This window comes from Alteromonas sp. HB246098 (assembly GCF_054890645.1).
In genome coordinates this window covers 706,198-725,452 of sequence record NZ_JBTZUG010000001.1, presented here as the reverse complement: position 1 = coordinate 725,452, position 19,255 = coordinate 706,198, and the positions used below count along the sequence as shown (strand labels likewise).

The window sequence follows — 19,255 nt, the reverse complement described above, 5'->3', positions numbered from 1 at the left end:
CGTACTCAATTTTGACCTAGTCTTTTCAAGGGGAACGTTGGCCAGTACGTGTGTTTTGTGAATAGTTCCATTAACAACATTAACCTTTATTAGCCGACGTGATATGATTATTATTAACAAGGTAGTTACAAGTTGATAGCATTATGTCCGTAAAAATTTTGATTGCTGACGATCATCCGCTTTTTAGGGCCGCTATGTGTCACGCGCTAAAAAGTGTAGAGCACATTGAGCTTGTAGAAACCTCGACCTTCCCCGATACCCTTGCTTGTCTCAAATCAAATGACGACATAGACCTGCTTTTTTTAGACCTCACCATGCCAGGCAATGAAGGGTTAAATGGTTTGGCTGAAGTGCATGCGTTATACCCTGATGTACTTGTAGTCGTCATTACCGCACAAGAAGAAGCAGACGTCATGGCAAAATCGTTTGCACTAGGTGCTAGTGGCTTCATACCCAAATCGGCCTCGGTTGAATGTATTATTGATGCGGTATATACGGTACTTGATGGGGAAACTTGGATACCGCCTTCAGTTCAAATGCCCACAGAGCCGTCACAAAATTCTGCAGCCTCTAACACAGATAGCGTATCAGACTCCAATGACTTTACGGTTAGATTAAAACAACTTACCCCCCACCAACTAAAAGTGCTACGAATGGTATCAGATGGCTTGCTTAATAAGCAGATTGCTTACGAACTCGCTATTTCAGAATCTACCGTTAAGCAACATGTCTCGGCGGTGTTAAGAAAACTTGGCGTTATCAATAGAACCAAGGCTGGCATAGCGTTTAAAAATGCAATGCACTTGAGCTAGTAAAAGCTTATATGTTGTTTGGGCTGCTTTTGGCCCCCTAGCATCGAACTGCATCTAAAATTGTGCTAGCGTAAAGGACTAGGAGTAACAATGCTAAAACAAAAGGAATATTGATGAAGCGCTTTTCACTTTTTATTTTTCTTCTACTTTCTTCTTGCCAGGTTTTTGGAGCAGCCACACAGTGGGTTGATTTCACATTAGATAACGGTCATGTATTTCTTCCCGTTACAATTGACGGCATTGAATCGCGGGTAATGCTGGATTCAGGCGCCCAGATAAACAGTATCAACCGCGCCTTTGTAAGAAAGCATGATTTAGCGTTCGATAAAGGCAGACCAGTAAACGTGAAGGGGGTTTATGGCGTTGAAAAAAGAAAAGCCTATAACAATGTGGACGTTAAAATTTTTGGAACCACATTTAAGTTAGATTCGCTGGTTGAAACCAACCTTGGTCATCATTCTAACGGTATGTTACTAGGAGCAGGTTTTTTCAACAGTTTTGTTGTTCAATTAGACTACCCGCACAGAAAAATTCGCCTTGTAACGCGAGACTCGGTCAATATGAAGGAGGTGGCTAACGTACCGGCTACTACTCAGCAAGGCACGGGTATGCCCATTGCACAAGTTGAAATTAACGGCGTACCGCTATGGCTTCGTATAGATACTGGTAATGCTGGCACAATATTAGTTAACCGCCGCGCTGCATCTAAAGCAGACTTGCTAGAGAAAGTGGAGGGCACAAGTACCTCATTTGGGGCCAATAGTTCAGGCGTAAACGAGTTCGCCACTTCAGACATGGTAAAGTTTGGACCGTTTGAAATTAGCAACGTTAAAGTAAGCTTCCCTGCAGAAGGGCAAACCACTAACTTAGAAAGTCAGTACAAAAGAACCGGCAGCCGTATAGGTGGGAAACGCGTGGTAGGACTTATTGGTTACGACTTGCTTAAAGACTTTGTTGTTACGTTGGATTATCGCTACGGTCGGCTCCATATTAATGTACCTCAATAGCGAGGTTTACGCATGTGGCTACGCAATAAAAGCAAAATCAATAAGTCATTTATCAACTTATTTTTTTGAAGTAGTTATTGAAGAAGTCAAAATTAGCCTAAGCGCTTTGCATTGTAATTTCTCGGACTATCGGAGTCTTCATGTCGGTGAGAGAGTGACTGTTTAAGCAGTCGCTTTAGCGCCGCTGGCTTTAAGGGCTTAGGTAGGTAGCTAAATTGTAATGCTGCCGCTTCTTCTCTTATTTCGTTGCTTCTATTAGCGGTGACCAATACTTTCAGCGCGAAACTCACGTTTTCTTCAGATAATATCGCCGCTACATCAAAACCGCTTTCTCCATAGTTTAAATGGTAGTCAGCAATTAGTACGTCAAACTGCTGGTGAGAAACATTAGAGGCTTCGGCGCCACTGGTTATTAGGGTTGTATTTGCTCCCCAATCGGCAAGGAGTGCACACATTGCATCCGCCACTTGCTCATCGTTCTCGACAAGTAGAAAATGCGTGTTTTCCAAAAACAATTCTTTGCTATAGCGCTTTGTTTCCAGCGCTTGTTTTGAATTACCACTAGCGTGTGCTGTGCGGGTTGCTGTAACACTAAAACAGCTACCTTTGCCGGGTAATGAGGTTAGCCCTACTTGATGGCCGAGTAATCGGCAAATCTTCTCTACAATAGTTAAGCCTAATCCAATCCCTTCACTTTTGTTGTTGTCCAGCTGGTGGAACTCACTAAAAATTTCATGCTGTTGGTGTGCGGCAATACCTAAACCGGTATCGTAAACACAAAGCCTTATTGCCTTTTCGGAATTTGCTGTTTGTATGCGCCTAACACCCACTAAAATACTGCCCTTAGGTGTGTAACGAACCGCGTTGGACAATAAGTTTTGCAGCACACGACGCAGCAAGTTTTTATCTGAATACACCATGACACTTGTTTTTACATACCTCAGCGTAACCCCTTTTTGCTTTGCGATAACACTGAACTCTTGTACCAGCGACGACAGAATTTCATCAATCGGAAATACAGCGTTTTGAGGTGTAAGTACGCCAGCATCTAATTTTGTCATATCCAGCAACATAGAAAGTAGGCTCTGAGCGTTATCTAGTGAGTTAACCACACCCTCAGACAGTGCGGCCAGTTCGCTGCCTTGTGTTTTTTTACTTAGCATACTGGCAAATAATGTGGCGGCGTTAAAAGGCTGCATCAGATCATGTCCTGCGGCTGCCAAAAACTTAGTCTTGCTTTCATTGGCCTTATCAGCATGAAGTTTTGCTTCTTCTAATTCTGCGGTGCGTTGAACAACCCTTGCCTCTAAATCCTCCTTTGCACTTTCTAACTCTTTTTGAATTGCTATGTATTGTGTAATGTCGCTATAAGTCGTTACATAGCCTCCGCCAGGAAGGGGCGCACCGTTAAGCTCTATAACTTTTCCATCAGGCTGTTTGCGAATATGCTTATGGCGCGTACCTTCAAGCATGTAGCTCACTCGTTTATCAATCGAGGAGGGGCTAAACAAACCTCGCTTTGCGTTGTAACTCAGTATGTCGGTAATTGGCATACCTGCTTTCAAAAAGCCTTTTGGGTAAGCAAAAAGCTCTACGTATCTGTCATTCCATGCCAGTAACTGCAATTTGTCATCAAGAACACTAATGCCCTGTTCGATATTTTGTACCGAAGATTGAAGTACTTCGTGATTGAACTGAAAAGACTGAGAGGCTTCTTCTACCCAGTCGACTAATTCCGGTAGGGTATCACTGCCTGTATCTGCTATCGCGCCTAATAATATTCGAGCGCTCGGTGCTCCCACCTGAGCTGCGAGCAATTTATTGACTCTGTTGATAAGTGCTTGGCTGGCATAACCACTGCTGGAAGCACGCTCAACATCAATCGTGAGTTGCGTTACAAGCTGGGAATGAGTGGCGCTCTCGAGTACCCGTTCGGTAAGCGCTATTAAGTCACGCACTTTGACGAGTAAATTGGGCGCCGAATTATTTTGCAGTGTGGCATCGGTTTGGTTTGACTCGTGCTGCGAAGAAATGAACGCGACAACAACAAATGTCATGCAGTTAGCCAATAACGAAAAAGCAAACCCCAGCCCTAGCACTTGGTCGGTTGGAGCAGGATTAAAATAGTAGCTAGAAAGCAGGCTAGGGTAGAGTAGAAATATCGCCCAGCACGTAGAGCCCACTAGCAAAGCGGATATAGCGGCGGCTTTACTGCTACGCCGCCAATAGATTCCGAACATCAACACGGGCATGCACTGTGCTAACAGCGCAATGGCAATTACGCCACTTTTAACTAAGGGCGCGGCCTGACTTATATTAAGGTGGTACCAGAGTGCAATGCTTAAAACGACTACTACAGTAATACGGCGTATAGACAGTATTTTGTTTGACTGCATTGAACGATTGGGCGAAGTCTTAAGCTGCGCTTTAAGCCACAGCGGTGTTACAACATTGTTTGATATCATTATGCCCAAGGCTAGCGTTGCAACAATTACCATACTTGTGGTGGCTGAAAGACCGCCTATAAAAGCAAAGGACGACAGGGCAATATTTTCAGCATGTAGAGGTAGTGCTAGCACATAAGCATCTGAGCTTGTGGCCTCTGGCAACAATATTTTTCCTGCAAGTGCAATTGGTATTAGAAAAATAGTCATACCAAATAAATAAAGTGGAAATAGCCACCTTGCGGTTTTGAGTTCACCCTCACCGTTTTGTTCAACAAAGTTCATGTGAAATTGGCGTGGCAATACAAACATAGAGCAAACGCCAAGGGCTACATGTGATAAATAAACCCAAGGCGCGCTATCGGCATAAATGACGTTTCTGGCACTGTCATTTGATGCGGCATTAGATATTAAATCTAACGCGCCATCGAATAGAAAGAAGCAAACAAAAATACCCACAACCCACAGCGCGACCAGCTTGATAATTGATTCAAAAGCTATGGTAAGCAGCAAGCCAGGGTGCTTATCAGTTAAATTTAGCGTGCGCGTGCCGAAGGTTATAGCAAATATGGCAAGCAGTCCGGCCACGTAAATGCTTAACCAAGGCGTGGTGGTTTGGGGTTCGCCAGTGAGTAGGTTAATAGACTTTGTAATAGCGTCTAATTGAAGGGCTATATAGGGCACAACACCAAAAAAACACAGTAAAGTGATAAGTGCGGCAATTAAATGAGAGTGCTGGTATTTAAGCGAGATGAGGTCAGCTAAGGAGCTGATATTATGCTGCTGGCACATTCTACTTATACGAAGCACCACAGGAAACGCAAATGCCATAGTCAGCATGATCCCTAAGTAAGTAGGGATGATTGCCCAGCCGTATTGTGCAGCCTGAGAGGTGGTACCGAAAAATGCCCAAGATGTACAGTGCACGCCCAGTCCAAGACTGTACAGTACAGGGTGTTGTCGGTTATCGCGTAAACGCTTGTCGCCCCAAAACGCCAAAGCGAAAAGGGCGATAAGGTAAATGCCAACAATAGTGCCAACCGTCCAGATACTTAACATTGGTAGCCTGTGTGATAGTTCGTCCGTGTAATTCCACGCATTTTCAAAACTCGCGACTATGCAGTTTATACGAACTTACAATAACATGTTCTTTACATATGGCGCATCTCCCACAATTTTTTAAAAATCGTCCACAAAAATATTGTGGATACCCTTGATCACCCTAAATCTAGCCCCATAACTAAGCGCAACAGACTCATTCCCACTAAATTAATTTGGTTGGGTGATGCCTAATTTAGAAAAACGTTTGGAGGTAGGCATGAGCGATAATCGCGACGTGCAGGCAGAACAAGAAAATTCAGTTGATGAAACTGTACTAGGCGCAGAAGAAGCGCAGGTAGAAACGCCAGAAGCAGAAGGCGTAGAGCTAGATGAAAATGCACAGCGCATTTATGAACTAGAAACTGCACTTTCTGAAGCTCAAGCAACGATCAAAGAACAGCAAGATGGTGTGCTTCGTGCGCGTGCAGACGCTGACAACGCGCGTCGCCGTGCTGAAGGTGAAGTAGAGAAGGCACGTAAATTTGCCCTTGAGCGCTTCGCGGGTGAATTGCTTCCGGTTATCGACAACCTAGAACGTGCAATCGAAATGACCGATGGCGACAATGAAGCCGTTAAGCCGCTTCTTGAAGGTGTGGAAATGACCCACAAAACTTTCTTAAGCACTATTGAGAAATTCGGATTAAGCCTTATTGATCCGCAGGGTGAGACCTTCAACCCAGATTTGCATCAGGCGATGTCGATGCAAGAAAGTGCAGACCACGAGCCAAATACAGTAATGGCAGTGATGCAAAAAGGTTATCAAATTAACGGCCGTTTGTTACGCCCTGCCATGGTAATGGTATCGCGCGCGCCAAGCGACGGTGTGGATACGCAAGCCTAATACGCTTTTTTTGCGACAAACACACGAAAATGTCAGTTTTTTTACTGGCATCTATTGAAAAGCCGGGGAATAACCCCACTAAAAGTACAGCATTAAGAAACTTATTCGGAGACACGAAATGGGTAGAATCATTGGTATCGACTTAGGTACAACGAATTCATGTGTCGCAGTTCTAGACGGCGACAAACCTCGCGTAATTGAAAACGCGGAAGGCGATCGTACAACCCCTTCAATCATCGCTTACACAAACGATGGTGAAACGCTTGTAGGTCAATCAGCGAAGCGTCAGGCGGTAACCAACCCTGAAAACACCTTATTCGCTATTAAGCGTCTAATTGGTCGTCGCTTCCAAGATAAAGAAGTTCAGCGCGATATCGACATCATGCCTTTCAAAATTGTAGGTGCTGATAACGGTGACGCATGGGTAGAAGCTAAAGGCGAAAAAATGGCGCCTCCTCAGGTTTCTGCTGAAGTACTTAAGAAAATGAAGAAGACCGCTGAAGACTATCTTGGCGAAGAAGTAACTGGTGCAGTAATTACTGTTCCTGCTTACTTTAACGATTCTCAGCGTCAAGCAACTAAAGATGCCGGTCGTATCGCGGGTCTTGAAGTTAAGCGTATTATCAACGAGCCAACTGCTGCTGCTCTTGCTTACGGCATGGACAAGAAGCAGGGCGATAACGTTGTTGCGGTATACGACTTAGGTGGTGGTACCTTCGATATCTCTATCATCGAAATTGACGAAGTAGATGGCGAGCACACGTTTGAAGTACTAGCAACTAACGGTGACACGCACCTTGGTGGTGAAGACTTCGATAACCGTGTTATCAACTACCTAGTTGAAGAGTTCAAGAAAGATCAAGGCATCGACCTTCGTAAAGACCCGCTAGCTATGCAGCGTCTTAAAGAAGCAGGCGAAAAAGCGAAAATCGAACTTTCTTCTTCACAACAGACTGAAGTTAACCTGCCTTACATCACGGCTGATGCGACAGGTCCTAAGCACTTAGCTATTAAGCTGACTCGTGCAAAACTTGAGTCTTTGGTTGAAGACCTAGTGAAAAACTCGCTTAACCCACTTAAGCAAGCACTAGCTGATTCAGACCTTTCTGTAGGCGACATCAACGACATCATTCTTGTTGGTGGTCAAACGCGTATGCCGCTAGTACAGAAGTATGTAACTGAGTTCTTCGGCAAAGAGCCACGTAAAGACGTTAACCCTGATGAAGCAGTTGCAGTAGGTGCAGCAATTCAAGGTGGTGTACTTTCTGGTGACGTTAAAGACGTACTACTGCTAGACGTTACGCCTCTGTCTCTAGGTATTGAGACAATGGGTGGTGTAATGACTGCGCTTATCGAGAAGAACACGACTATCCCAACTAAGAAGTCACAAACCTTCTCAACAGCGGAAGACAATCAGTCTGCGGTAACAGTACACGTACTACAGGGTGAGCGTAAGCAGTCAAGCGGCAACAAGTCTCTTGGTCAGTTCAACCTTGAAGGTATTCGTCCAGCAGCGCGCGGTGTACCGCAAATCGAAGTTACCTTCGACCTAGATGCTGACGGTATCCTACACGTGTCTGCGAAAGATAAAGACACTGGTAAAGAGCAGAAGATCACTATCAAAGCTTCTTCAGGTCTAAGCGATGAAGAAGTAGAAAAAATGGTAGCAGACGCAGAAGCGAACAAAGAAGCCGATGCGAAGTTTGAAGAGCTAATTCAAGCGCGTAACCAAGCTGACGGTATGATCCACGCTACACGTAAGCAGCTTGAAGAAGTTGGCGATGCACTAAGTGCTGAAGACAAAGCGCCAATTGAAGAAGCCCTTACTGCTCTTGAGACAGCGTCTAAAGGCGAAGACAAAGCAGAAATCGAAGCGAAAACGCAAGAACTTATTCAAGCGTCTAGCAAGCTGATGGAAGCGGCGCAAGCTCAACAAGCAGCAGCTGGTGGCGCAGAAGGCGCTGAGCAGCAAGCTTCTTCTGGTCAAGCAAACGACGACGTTGTTGACGCAGAATTTGAAGAAGTGAAAGACGACGACAAGAAGTAAACTGTTGTGTCAGGCCCGTTAGTCCAAAGTAACGGGCCGTTTAAGCAGTTCAGGCGCATCAGGAATTTCTTGTTGCGCCTTTGTTGTGTAAATAACTTGGTGTAAATAGCTTGGTTTAAATGACTTAGCGTTATTAAAAACCTAAACAGGTTATTTTCACAACAGTCAGTTGTAGATTCGACGAGCATTACAAGCTTGTCGACAAAAAAGTAGGATATGTAAACGATATGTCGAAACGAGACTACTACGAAGTACTCGGGGTAGATAAAAGCGCGGGCGAACGTGAAATTAAAAAAGCGTACAAAAAGCTTGCGATGAAGTATCACCCTGACCGTACGCAAGGCGATAAAGGCCTGGAAGATAAGTTTAAAGAAATCCAGGAAGCCTACGAAATTCTGTCAGATTCGCAGAAGCGTGCAGCATACGACCAATACGGCCACGCAGGTGTTGATCCAAACCGTGGTGGCGGCGGCTTCGGTGGTGGTGCCGACTTCGGCGATATCTTTGGCGATGTTTTTGGTGATATCTTTGGCGGCGGTGGTCGCGGTGGACGTCAGTCTCGCGCGCGCCAAGGTTCAGACCTTCGCTATAACTTAGAGCTAAGTCTTGAAGAAGCGGTTCGCGGCAAGAGCGTTGATATTCGCGTACCTACGCTGGTCGAGTGTGACGTGTGCGACGGTTCAGGTGCGAAAAAAGGTTCTTCACCTAAAACCTGTCCAACCTGTCACGGCAACGGTCAGGTTCAAATGCGCCAAGGTTTCTTCGCTGTACAGCAAACGTGTCCGACATGTTCAGGCAAGGGCAAGATTATTGAAGATCCTTGTAACAGCTGTCACGGTCATGGTCGTAAAGAGAAGACCAAGACCCTTAACGTTAAGATTCCTGCAGGCGTAGACACAGGAGACCGTATTCGTCTTTCTGGTGAAGGTGAAGCGGGCGAGAATGGTGCACCAGCAGGTGACTTGTACGTTCAAGTACACGTTCGTGAACACGATATCTTCCAGCGCGACGGCAACAACCTGTACTGCGAAGTACCGCTTAGCTTTACAACAGCAGCCCTTGGTGGCGAACTTGAAGTCCCTACCTTGGACGGCAAGGTTAAGCTGAAAATTAGTGCTGAAACGCAGACTGGCCGTATGTTCCGTTTACGTGGTAAAGGCGTTAAGTCAGTGCGAAGCGGCGCTATGGGCGACTTAATGTGTAAGGTTGTGGTTGAAACACCAGTTAACCTATCATCACGTCAAAAAGAGCTACTGCAAGAGCTAGAAGAGTCGATGGGCAAGGCGTCAAGCAAGCACAGTCCAAAGGCGCAAGGTTTCTTCGATGGCGTGAAGAAATTCTTTGACGACTTAACTAACTAGTTTGTCACTTATTTAAGTATCAAAGCCCTCCTTGAGAGGGCTTTTTTGTATCTGAGTATATATTTACTACCTCTGCAACTTGTTACGCCAGTTTCACTTGTAAACGAAATAACTTTGAGTGACTGTCCGAAACTGTACTTTATGAGAGTAGGGTGAGTGTGTGTCCGAAACTGCGAAACTGTACTTTATAAGAGTAGGGCGAGTGTCTGTCCAAACCTGTACTTTGTAAAGGTGAAGTAAGTGGGTGTCCCTTTATCATTCGTGCCTCTGTTAGGCGAATATTTGTTAAAACCAAGGTTACGCGCGGCTAATCCCTTGAAAGCGTTTGTTCACCGTTAAATTTCTTGCGCTAAAACGAACTATTCGTCACGATAGGCTTATAAGTAAAAGGTAAAATATCTGCATACGCAAAAGTAGATAACCGGTAATTAAAAAAGGGAACAGGCATGAAACTATTCAATAAAGCGATGATCGTAGCAGCTACCGTTGGCGCAGTGATTTCAGGTTCAGCGTTAGCTGAGGTAACAGAAGCTTCTTCTGAAAAACACGCTAAAGCAGCAACTCAGTACCGCCAAGCGGTTTTTCAATTAGTTCGCAGTAACATGGGCCCGTTGGGTGGTATGGCAAAAGGCGCGCTTCCATTCGATGAAAGCGTAATGCAAACCAACGCTGTACGTCTTGAGCACCTTGCTGACATGATGGGCGACTATTTAGCTGTCGATACGCGTGAATTTGACGTAGAGACTGGTGCGAAAGATGAAATTTGGGAAAACTTCTCAGATGTAGAAAAGAAAGTGATGGCACTTAAAACGGCCGCACAAGGTCTACAGGCTGCAGTAGATGCAGGTGATGAGAGCGCGTATCGCGGAGCTATCGGTAAAATCGGTGCAAGCTGTAAGTCTTGCCACGATGACTATAAAAAAGACTAAATTTTAGGTGCTGTTGAGGTAAGTGTTCCATCACTACTTAACAGCACTGCCTCTTCCAGCCCCCCAATCTTTCAATAGTCGTGCTCATACTTGCTAATATTCTAATTATTGTTTTACAAAACTGTGACAAGTAACAGACGCCAGTTATCACACTATTCCCTTCCGTCTCATCAGTTTAATCGAATTTACATATGCACTGTTTATAATTTGCTGGAAATTTGAACAGATTTTGTCTATGTTATGTAAATAAAATATGGACGTAATAATAACCTATATTCACAATAAGTATCTTACCTACGAATGCACTTAAAAAAGCATTTTTGAAAAAAGGTAACGTGTCACTGTTGGAAAATAACGCAGCGTTAAAGCGTAAGACAACACTCCACCTACCGGTTTAAAGCAATGGAGGAGGCGCTTTTGTATGCGAGTTTTATTGTTTTCGAGGAACTGATTAGATGGATTTACGCAGTGAGCGTATGCTTTCCACAATGCGCACAACGCAAAATAGTATTTCTGCGTTATTGACTGAAAGCAGGAGTAAAATAGATTCACCGTGTATATTGTTGGTTTCAGTAAACCCGAATAGTGGTCGCGCCACCGTTATTGCAAGCGATAGTGAACACTCAGAAATCGAGTCACATCACATCGTTTTCCCGCCCCATACACTACTCATGCTGCCTTTAACACCGATGAGCGCGCCATTACCTGTAAGAGAATTTACCTTACCCCAATCACTTGAGCATTTTCGTGAACAGTATGTCGTTGTGGCATCGGTGAAAGACATGCAAAATAACGTGTTGGGGGTTGTGCTTACGTTCGTGAGAAATAGCAACTTAATGGGACATCAACATACCTACGTGGATATTCTGCGCCAGAAGGTGGAATTAAACTACCTGTATGAGCTTGCCCGGCATCCCTATTCAGATAAGTTATCAGAGCAGTTGTCACTCCTTGAAGAGGTGAGTGCTATTTCAAAAGTGGGGGCGTGGCAAATAGACAGGTTCACCGGCGCGTTTTCTTCAACTCAAGTCATGAAAAGTCTGCTGGGACTGCTACATTCCAAAAGCGTTAACCTACAAGATGTGCTCGAAGTTATTTCATTTGAAGACAGAGATAACCTTAAGCAACGAATTCTCAAAGCGATTAAAAAACAAAGACATTTTGCAAAGCATCTTACTATTACCGATAAACAAGGGCGAACTAAAAATATAAAGCTAACCGTATTTTTACAAGTTGAGCATCAAGCTAATTTGGGTTTAAAACTCACTCGCTTATATGGTGTTGTGCAGGACGAAACGGAAACTCAGAGACTATCTGATTCGCAACACAATTATACAGACTATCTAGCAAGTATTTTAAACGGTGTTGATAGCGTGGTTCTCAGCATTGATAAGAATGGCACCATACTGTCGGCAAACGAACAAGTTGTTTCTGTATTGGGGTTTCAGCCGGAAGAGTTAATAGGGCAAGATATTAAACTTCTAGCGACAAAGGTTCAAAATAGTGATGTGCCATCCTACTTGTTAAATTTAGACGAAGGCGTTGCACGTTGCTGTGAGGTCGAGACCATAAACGAATGCATACGTCATAAAAATGGCAAGAGAATAGCGTGCGATGTAAGCTTAAAAGCATCCAAGGTACATAACCAAGACTTGGTCATTATAAGCATACGAAGCGTTTCAAACTTGCATTTTGAAGTAGACCGCTTTAAACAGTTAGCGCTAACTGACGCTTTGACTGGTTTATCGAACCTTTATCATTTCGAGCAATACCTTTTAGATAAAGCTGCATTGGCAACGTCTGAGAAGACGCTTTCTGTTTTTCTCCGAGTTAGCATAGTCAATGTTAAAGAGTATGAAGGCGCATTTGGAGAACCCACGGTTGACTATATCCTTCGTATATTAGCTAGTCGCTTTGTTCGTACTTTTGAGGTTAATAGGCAACTTGACGTGAGGGTATTTAAATACGACCGCGGCAATTTTATTCTTCACTTAAACGATTTCTTTAAGGATGACCATTCGGCGAAAAATGCTGCCCAGCAATGTGTTCACTATCTCAGAGATAACGTGTTGGTTCCTATCACTTTACACAATAGTTCACTGGTTATCGAAACCAAGACAGTTAGCTGTGCTATCCCACCAAAGCACTTTTCATATAAAAAAATAAAAGCGCTAATGTCTAGAAAGGCAATAAATGACGATATTGTTTATTTAAACGATGAGAGAGAGCACGTCTATTCACATATTAATGGCAGCGATATAGACCGCTATAACTATATAAAACATTCTTTAAATAGAGCTATTGGTAACAATGAGTTATTCGTAGAGCTTCAACCTCAATATTGTAATAGAGGAAACCTAGTAAGCTCTGAAGTGTTGCTTAGATGGAACCATCCTCACCTTGGCGTCGTTACGCCAGCAGAGTTCATTCCTATTGCCGAGCAGAACGATTTCATTGCGGATATTGGGTTATGGGTTTGTAATGAAGCCTGTAAATTATTAAGCGAATGCCGCGCGAAGAGTATAGACACTAAGCTATCAATTAATATTAGTGCGAAGCATTTAGCGCGCGCTGACTTTGTCAGCAAATTTGTAGGAATAGTGAATAGGTGGAGGGTGGCACACACGTGTCTAAAGCTTGAATTGACAGAAGGCGCATTGATAAAAGGCGTCAACATAATACAGCGTCGAGTTAAGGATTTAGCCCAGCAAGGTTTTAGTTTATCTATTGATGATTTTGGTATTGGTGATTCAAACCTTAACTCTTTGCAAGCGCTTCCAATTAATGAGCTCAAAGTCGATAAAGTTTTTATTGAAGCAATAGAAGATTCAAAAGAAAAAAACGTGTTTGTTACAAATATTTGCAACATGGCAAGGGCGTTGAAGCTCGATACCGTGGCAGAAGGCATAGAAACCACAGGGCAATTAAACGAAGCAAAGGCTTGTGGATGTAGCGCATTCCAAGGCTATTATTTAGATAAGCCAATGAGCGTAACTGATTGGCGCAATAAGGTTGGCCACGCTCAGAACTAGTTATCAGTGAGGGATATTAAACAGCAAATACTTTCAACTCGATACGTATTTGGTTGCTCACTCAAAATATTATACTGCACTTGAAAGTGTAACTGTAATTTTAAATTAATGTAAATCAAGTTGTTAACTGGTCTACGCCATAAGTCTTATAAGCAGGTCTGATTGAACTGAAGTAGGGTAGAGTTAAACCCTAATCAGGACATGGATATGACTTATAAAAATGAATACATTGCCTCTACTCAACATCCAGATGATTTTTGGTTGGAACAAGCTCGCAATATAGCGTGGTTTCAGAGCCCAGAGAAGGGATGCCAAAAAACAGATAGTGGCTACTATGACTGGTTTAGAGGAGGGCAGCTCAACACCAGTTACCTAGCGCTGGACCATCACGTTAACAATGGCCGTGGTGAAAAAAACGCACTTATCTACGACTCACCTGTTACGCAAACTACCCAGCATTTTACCTACAACGAACTACTTACTGATGTGGCACAGTTTGCTGGAGGCTTGTCTCGCCTAGGTGTTGAGAAAGGCGATCGCGTTATTATCTATATGCCAATGATCCCTCAGGCGGCAATCGCAATGCTTGCATGTGCTCGATTAGGAGCGGTGCACTCGGTGGTATTTGGCGGTTTTGCAGCGAATGAGCTTGCTGTAAGAATAGATGATGCGAAGCCAGTGGCTATTGTTACAGCGTCCTGCGGCATAGAGGGCAGTAAAGTTTTGCCCTATAAGCCCCTTGTAGATGAGGCGCTAAATATATCAGAGCACAAGCCTAAGGCATGCATATTGTTTCAACGAGAACAATTAACTGCTGAATTAAATAAAGATACTGATTACGACTGGCATACTTTAGCTGAAAATAGCGAGCCTGCCTCTCCCGTCGCCGTCGATGCAACTGACCCTCTTTATATTCTTTATACTTCAGGTACAACTGGAAAGCCCAAAGGCGTTGTTCGAGATAACGGCGGTCATGCAGTCGCTTTACACTACTCAATGGGCGCCGTATACGATACCAGTAAAGACGACGTATTCTGGGCTGCATCGGATGTCGGCTGGGTCGTCGGTCACTCTTATATTGTCTATGCACCGCTTATAAAAGGTGCAACCACTGTATTATACGAAGGTAAGCCCGTTGGTACGCCAGATGCCGGCGCGTTTTGGCGGATGATAGAAACTCACAAGGTAAATGTACTTTTTGCTGCACCCACCGCGTTTCGAGCAATTAGAAAAGCCGACCCCGAAGGGACGTTTTTATCAAAGTACGACACATCGAGTTTACGTACTTTGTTTATGGCGGGTGAACGGCTCGACCCGCCCACGTACTATTGGACAAGTGAGAAGGTGGGCGTACCCGTTATCGATCATTGGTGGCAAACCGAGACTGGCTGGCCTATTTGCTCGAATCCAATGGGGCTTGAACCAATGAAGACAAAACCGGGTTCGTCCAGTGTGCCAACACCAGGCTTTAACGTTAAGGTGTTAAAAGGGCCCGATGCACCTCAAGCAATAGGCGATAAGGGCGCTATTGCCATTCAATTACCACTTCCCCCAGGCTGCTTAACTACTATATGGCAAGATCATCAACGGTTTGTCGATGGCTACTTACGCGAATTTGAGGGGTATTATAGTACTGGAGATAACGGATATGTAGATGAAGACGGGTACGTATTTATTATGGGGCGTACCGATGATGTTATTAATGTTGCCGGTCACCGTTTGTCTACCGGTGAAATGGAAGAAGTGCTTGCGGCGCACCCAGATATTGCCGAGTGCAGTGTGATAGGAATTAATGATGCGTTGAAAGGACAACTACCGGTTGGGCTTGTCCTTCTAAAAGATGGTGTGAGTGTGGATGAAAAAGCGTTAGAGCAGGACTTAATTCAGCGAGTTCGCGATAAAATTGGCCCAGTAGCCTGTTTTAAGCGAGCAATAGTCGTGAATCGTTTACCGAAAACCCGGTCTGGTAAAATACTTCGAAAACTACTGCGTCAGATCGCCGCCAACGAAACTGTCGCCGTCCCTTCAACTATTGATGATCCGTCAAGCGTAGAAGAAATAGAATCGATAATGCGAGATAAAGGATTAGTTCGTGAACCAGCTGCCATATGATGAAAAAGTAAGCGGGAAATAGGTAAAAGCGACAACGCTAAGCGTACTTTCTAACGATTTTTTCTTTAGACAATAAAGGGGCTTCTCGCCCCTTTATTATTGAAATAATGCGCCTGTTATAGCGCTACCATTCGTTAAGCTGTTAGTGCGTGACAAAAGGTTGTCGTGCAGCTCAATAGTAAAATTCGTTTACTTGTGGTTCTGGTGGATAGACTTCAATTGCTACATAAACGAACGCCGCAGCGATAAGCGCCACAATAAGTGCGCGTAACAGACGAGAGTCCGCGATACCTGCGGTTTTGGGCTCTTTCAGCGAATCTTTACTACCGTGCACCATAGCGGGAACCAATTTTTGTTTTTTATATATGCTGTAAAAAATAACTGCGCCTATGTGCAATGCGATGACATAAAGTAACGCATCAAATGCAAGGTGGTGCAGAGTGTTCATCAAATCTAATGTTTCTTCACTGGCTAACTGTCGATAGGGGCCGTCTAAGAAAATATCGTCTGTCATGAATAGCCCAGAGATGGCTTGTACGGCCAACAGCGCAAGCATAACAATAACAAACCAGCCGCCTAGCGGGTTATGTCCAATAGCGGGCTCTGACTGTCTGTTAAAAAGCGTCTTTACATAGCTAAAAACCTTTTTAGGGCCAGTAACAAAGTTACTGAATCTAGCGTGTCGGGTACCAACTACTCCCCAAATTAGGCGGAAAACGATAAGAAATAAGGTGAAATACCCTATATAGAAGTGCCACTGGACTTTGTTTTCTAGCCATTCAACCGTGGCATATTGGGCTAATAGGCTCGCGACAATAAGCCAATGAAAAAGGCGGGTGGGTAGGTCCCAAACAAGGGTTTTCTGCATCTTCATTTTATTTCACGCTTTGTGTAGGTCTGTTTAGCTTAAGTACACGTCGAAAAGTGTTTAGAAAGTTGAATAGACCTAGGTCATTAAATCTAAGCCATAGCGTCGCCCAATTTGCCGGTTAACACAAGAAAGCCCAACTACATAATATTAGGTTTTATCTTAAAAGCTATCGAGCAATGTCTCGCAACTAATTAGCCTATTGCTGACCAGATGAAGTTTGAACCAATACTTTTGTACATTGTATTTAGAGTAAATTAGTTAAGCGAAAGGGGAGCGGGGGCGATTGGTTTCTAATTATGCGTATTTAATATGAATCTCACATTGCAATAGTACCTGCATTTGGCAAAATGCCTGATAGTTGAAGGTTAATAAAAGTGTAAAGTTATAAAATGAAAGTAGGATTATTTGGCGCCAATGGGCGTATGGGGCGCGTATTAGTCGAAGCGTTGGATTTAAGTGACAATGCTGAGCTTAGCGTTGCTACAGTACGCGATGATTCGCCTTGGGTTGGCTTAAACGTAGGTGAGCTGGCCGGTATTGGTAAAAAAGACATCGATTGCACTGCGCTTTCGAATTTGGGCGGCAACGACGCCGATGTGATGATCGACTTTACTTTGCCGTCGGTGATTGAAAGTAACCTAGCATGGTGTGTAGAAAACAATATGCCTGTCGTAATCGGTACTACCGGTTTGAACGATGCACAGTTAGCAGCGTTAGATGAAGCGGCAAAGCACATTCCTATTGTTTTCGCTGCTAATTATAGTGTGGGCGTAAACTTAATGCTTTCGCTAGTTCGTCAAGCGGCCAGCGTATTAGGAGAAACGGCAGATATCGAAATTACCGAAGCTCACCACAGGTTTAAACAAGATGCGCCTTCAGGCACCGCCATGGCTATTGGTGAAGCTATTGCCGACGAATTAGGTCGTGACCTCAAAACATGTGCTGTATACGGCAGAGAAGGAAAAGAGCCTGAACGTGATCAAGGCACAATCGGCTTTGCAACAGTACGGGCCGGAGATATCGTCGGCGAGCATACCGCATTATTCGCGGATATTGGTGAACGTTTAGAAATTACGCATAAAGCATCAAGCCGCCTTACTTTCGCCAAAGGTGCTGTGCATGCTGCAAAGTGGTTGTATGGAAAGCAACCTGGTCTATACTCCATGGTTGATGTTCTAGATTTGAAGCTATAAGCGTTTATTAGGGTTGGTGAGAAACCGTTTGGGTTTACGCAAACTTTAAGACGTGATTAAAGTGTTAAACTAAAGTTGCACTTTTAATGAGCAATAAGCCGCACTTTCGGTGGTTCTGCGCAAAAAAGGTGGTAAAAGCGTTATTTTAGTAAATTATTACAAATAAATTTGCCATTTTCGGTCAGTGATGTATACTCGCCGGAATTTGCCAGAATTTCGTATTTTGAAGCCGTCAAAACGGCTGAAGAGTGCGGTTTTATTAGCTGCAAAGATCGTAAAACGGGATGTATTGTTATCAATAACTCCCGTTTTTTGTGGGGTTTGTGCAAAAAACTGCACAAACACATAGTTATCCTTAATCTGGAGGTTGACTTGGCTAATTCTGCCCTTTTGGTGTTAGAGGATGGTTCTGTTTTTAAAGGTACGGCGATAGGCGCTACAGGCTCCGCCGTTGGGGAAGTTGTTTTTAATACTTCCATGACCGGCTATCAAGAAATTCTCACCGACCCATCCTACGCTGAACAACTCATCACCCTTACTTATCCACACATTGGCAACACCGGCACTAACGAAGAAGACGTCGAAGCAGATACAATCTGGTCGAAAGGTCTAATCATCCGTGACCTACCTCTTGTTGCTAGTAACTTTCGTCAACAGCAAACTTTGTCTGAATACCTTAAAGCGAAAGGCGTTGTGGGTATTGCTGATATAGATACTCGCCGTTTAACGCGTATCTTGCGAGACAAAGGTGCACAGAATGGCTGCATTATTTGCTCTGATGAATTAGACGAGTCTAGCGCACTAGCGCAAGCAAAAGATTTCCCTGGCCTTAAAGGCATGGATTTGGCAAAAGTAGTGAGCATCACTGAGCCAAAAACATGGACCGAAGGCAGTTGGGTACTTGGCAAAGGCTACGTAACACCAAATGAGTTCAAATATCATGTTGTAGCTTATGACTACGGTGTTAAAAACAACATTCTTCGCATGCTAGCTGACCGTGGTTGTAAAGTAACCCTGGTTCCGGCGCAAACGCCTGCAGAAGATGTGCTTGCTATGAATCCTGACGGTGTATTTTTGTCAAATGGCCCGGGCGACCCAGAGCCATGCGATTATGCAGTAACCGCTATTAAAACTATCGTCGAAACCGGTACGCCAGTATTTGGTATTTGTCTTGGTCATCAGCTACTTGCTATTGCAAGTGGTGCAAAGACAGTGAAGATGAAGTTTGGTCACCACGGTGCAAACCACCCGGTTAAAGACCTTAAGCGCAATGTAGTTATGATCACCAGCCAAAACCATGGTTTTGCTGTTGACGAGTCTAGCTTGCCAGATAACCTAGAAGTAACTCACATTTCGTTGTTCGACAAGTCGTTGCAGGGTATTCACCGCACCGACAAGCCTGCGTTCAGCTTCCAGGGTCACCCTGAAGCCAGTCCAGGTCCTCATGAAGCGGCGCCGTTATTCGACCACTTCATTGAACTTATTGAACAACACAAGCAGTAGGA

The 19,255-nt window shown here is 44.1% G+C and carries 12 protein-coding genes; 10 read left to right on the top strand and 2 right to left on the bottom strand.

What is annotated here, in order from left to right; genetic code table 11:
- Window positions 1–143: 143 nt before the first annotated feature.
- Entirely contained in the window at window positions 144–812 is a 669-nt protein-coding gene (locus ACYTPF_RS03040) for a response regulator transcription factor (protein ID WP_461851167.1), read from the top strand.
- A 113-nt stretch (window positions 813–925) separates the two neighbouring features.
- Window positions 926–1,819 (top strand): aspartyl protease family protein, encoded by an 894-nt coding sequence (locus ACYTPF_RS03035; RefSeq protein ID WP_461851166.1) that lies wholly within the window; start codon window positions 926–928, stop codon window positions 1,817–1,819.
- Window positions 1,820–1,911: 92 nt separating this feature from the next.
- Here ACYTPF_RS03035 and ACYTPF_RS03030 read toward each other — a convergent pair whose 3' ends face one another.
- Window positions 1,912–5,322, bottom strand: coding sequence for a PAS domain-containing hybrid sensor histidine kinase/response regulator (locus tag ACYTPF_RS03030; protein WP_461851165.1), 3,411 nt, complete (start codon window positions 5,320–5,322; stop codon window positions 1,912–1,914).
- 259 nt (window positions 5,323–5,581) lie between these two features.
- On the opposite strand from ACYTPF_RS03030, the gene grpE reads away from it, so the two are divergent.
- The 6 genes from grpE to ACYTPF_RS03000 all read left to right on the top strand — a co-directional run bounded on the left by grpE (window position 5,582) and on the right by ACYTPF_RS03000 (window position 15,686).
- On the top strand, window positions 5,582–6,205 hold the full coding sequence (gene grpE / locus ACYTPF_RS03025) for a nucleotide exchange factor GrpE (protein WP_461851164.1): 624 nt from the start codon (window positions 5,582–5,584) through the stop codon (window positions 6,203–6,205).
- Window positions 6,206–6,323: 118 nt separating this feature from the next.
- Window positions 6,324–8,252 carry a molecular chaperone DnaK gene (dnaK, locus tag ACYTPF_RS03020; RefSeq protein ID WP_461851163.1) on the top strand — a complete coding sequence of 643 codons (1,929 nt, stop codon included), beginning with the start codon at window positions 6,324–6,326 and terminating at the stop codon, window positions 8,250–8,252.
- Between the two features lie 227 nt (window positions 8,253–8,479).
- Complete coding sequence (gene dnaJ, locus ACYTPF_RS03015; RefSeq protein ID WP_015066791.1) at window positions 8,480–9,613, top strand: molecular chaperone DnaJ; 1,134 nt, start codon at window positions 8,480–8,482, stop codon at window positions 9,611–9,613.
- Between the two features lie 446 nt (window positions 9,614–10,059).
- A complete protein-coding gene (locus tag ACYTPF_RS03010; RefSeq protein ID WP_461851162.1) occupies window positions 10,060–10,542 on the top strand; it encodes a c-type cytochrome in 483 nt (160 codons plus the stop codon).
- Between the two features lie 455 nt (window positions 10,543–10,997).
- A complete protein-coding gene (locus ACYTPF_RS03005; protein WP_461851161.1) occupies window positions 10,998–13,574 on the top strand; it encodes a GGDEF domain-containing phosphodiesterase in 2,577 nt (858 codons plus the stop codon).
- A gap of 207 nt (window positions 13,575–13,781) precedes the next feature.
- On the top strand, window positions 13,782–15,686 hold the full coding sequence (locus ACYTPF_RS03000) for a propionyl-CoA synthetase (RefSeq protein WP_461851160.1): 1,905 nt from the start codon (window positions 13,782–13,784) through the stop codon (window positions 15,684–15,686).
- 172 nt (window positions 15,687–15,858) lie between these two features.
- Here ACYTPF_RS03000 and ACYTPF_RS02995 read toward each other — a convergent pair whose 3' ends face one another.
- Window positions 15,859–16,554 carry a cytochrome b/b6 domain-containing protein gene (locus ACYTPF_RS02995; RefSeq protein ID WP_461851533.1) on the bottom strand — a complete coding sequence of 232 codons (696 nt, stop codon included), beginning with the start codon at window positions 16,552–16,554 and terminating at the stop codon, window positions 15,859–15,861.
- A gap of 392 nt (window positions 16,555–16,946) precedes the next feature.
- On the opposite strand from ACYTPF_RS02995, the gene dapB reads away from it, so the two are divergent.
- Window positions 16,947–17,750, top strand: coding sequence for a 4-hydroxy-tetrahydrodipicolinate reductase (gene dapB, locus ACYTPF_RS02990; RefSeq protein WP_461851159.1), 804 nt, complete (start codon window positions 16,947–16,949; stop codon window positions 17,748–17,750).
- A 372-nt stretch (window positions 17,751–18,122) separates the two neighbouring features.
- A complete protein-coding gene (carA, locus tag ACYTPF_RS02985; protein ID WP_179982941.1) occupies window positions 18,123–19,253 on the top strand; it encodes a glutamine-hydrolyzing carbamoyl-phosphate synthase small subunit in 1,131 nt (376 codons plus the stop codon).
- The last annotated feature ends 2 nt before the right edge of the window (window positions 19,254–19,255 follow it).

Excerpts from the sequence above, each read along its gene's own strand:
- grpE (WP_461851164.1), top strand. The coding sequence starts at position 5,582 with ATGAGCGATAATCGCGACGTGCAGGCAGAACAAGAAAATTCAGTTGAT.
- ACYTPF_RS03005 (WP_461851161.1), top strand. The coding sequence starts at position 10,998 with ATGGATTTACGCAGTGAGCGTATGCTTTCCACAATGCGCACAACGCAA.
- dnaK (WP_461851163.1), top strand. The coding sequence starts at position 6,324 with ATGGGTAGAATCATTGGTATCGACTTAGGTACAACGAATTCATGTGTC.
- ACYTPF_RS03010 (WP_461851162.1), top strand. The coding sequence starts at position 10,060 with ATGAAACTATTCAATAAAGCGATGATCGTAGCAGCTACCGTTGGCGCA.
- ACYTPF_RS02995 (WP_461851533.1), bottom strand. The coding sequence starts at position 16,554 with ATGCAGAAAACCCTTGTTTGGGACCTACCCACCCGCCTTTTTCATTGG.
- dnaJ (WP_015066791.1), top strand. The coding sequence starts at position 8,480 with ATGTCGAAACGAGACTACTACGAAGTACTCGGGGTAGATAAAAGCGCG.
- ACYTPF_RS03040 (WP_461851167.1), top strand. The coding sequence starts at position 144 with ATGTCCGTAAAAATTTTGATTGCTGACGATCATCCGCTTTTTAGGGCC.
- ACYTPF_RS03030 (WP_461851165.1), bottom strand. The coding sequence starts at position 5,322 with ATGTTAAGTATCTGGACGGTTGGCACTATTGTTGGCATTTACCTTATC.
- dapB (WP_461851159.1), top strand. The coding sequence starts at position 16,947 with ATGAAAGTAGGATTATTTGGCGCCAATGGGCGTATGGGGCGCGTATTA.
- ACYTPF_RS03035 (WP_461851166.1), top strand. The coding sequence starts at position 926 with ATGAAGCGCTTTTCACTTTTTATTTTTCTTCTACTTTCTTCTTGCCAG.
- ACYTPF_RS03000 (WP_461851160.1), top strand. The coding sequence starts at position 13,782 with ATGACTTATAAAAATGAATACATTGCCTCTACTCAACATCCAGATGAT.